General features: G+C 43.2%; 1 protein-coding gene. It reads right to left on the bottom strand.

What is annotated here, in order from left to right; translation table 11 throughout:
• Nucleotides 1–44 precede the first annotated feature (44 nt).
• Nucleotides 45–266, bottom strand: a 222-nt coding sequence (locus tag FTW16_RS17940; RefSeq protein ID WP_146492024.1) for a zinc-binding dehydrogenase, incomplete at its 5' end; no start/stop codon positions are given.

Raw genomic sequence — 266 nt, 5'->3', positions numbered from 1 at the left:
TGAAAACCAAAGCGCTAAACTTTCAAAGCTCGTATTAAATGCTTCTAGCATGTCATATCAAGCAACACCTTGCCTCTGGTTCTTCCTGATTCAACTTGCTGGTGAGCAGCAATCACATCACTCATCGGATAAACCTGTTGAATTTCAGTCTTCAGTAAACCAACGCCAACCATGTACAACAAGGTATCTAATTGCGCTGGATCTGGCTCAACCAACATGCCGTTAGCCTCAAAGCCTAGGAGTTTGGCTTTTTCACAAATCAGCTC

It is taken from the genome of Vibrio sp. T20 (genome assembly GCF_007858795.1).
Lineage (GTDB): Bacteria > Pseudomonadota > Gammaproteobacteria > Enterobacterales > Vibrionaceae > Vibrio > Vibrio satsumensis.
The sequence above is the reverse complement of the archived record's forward strand: the minus strand, read 5'-3'. Positions and strand labels throughout refer to the sequence as shown.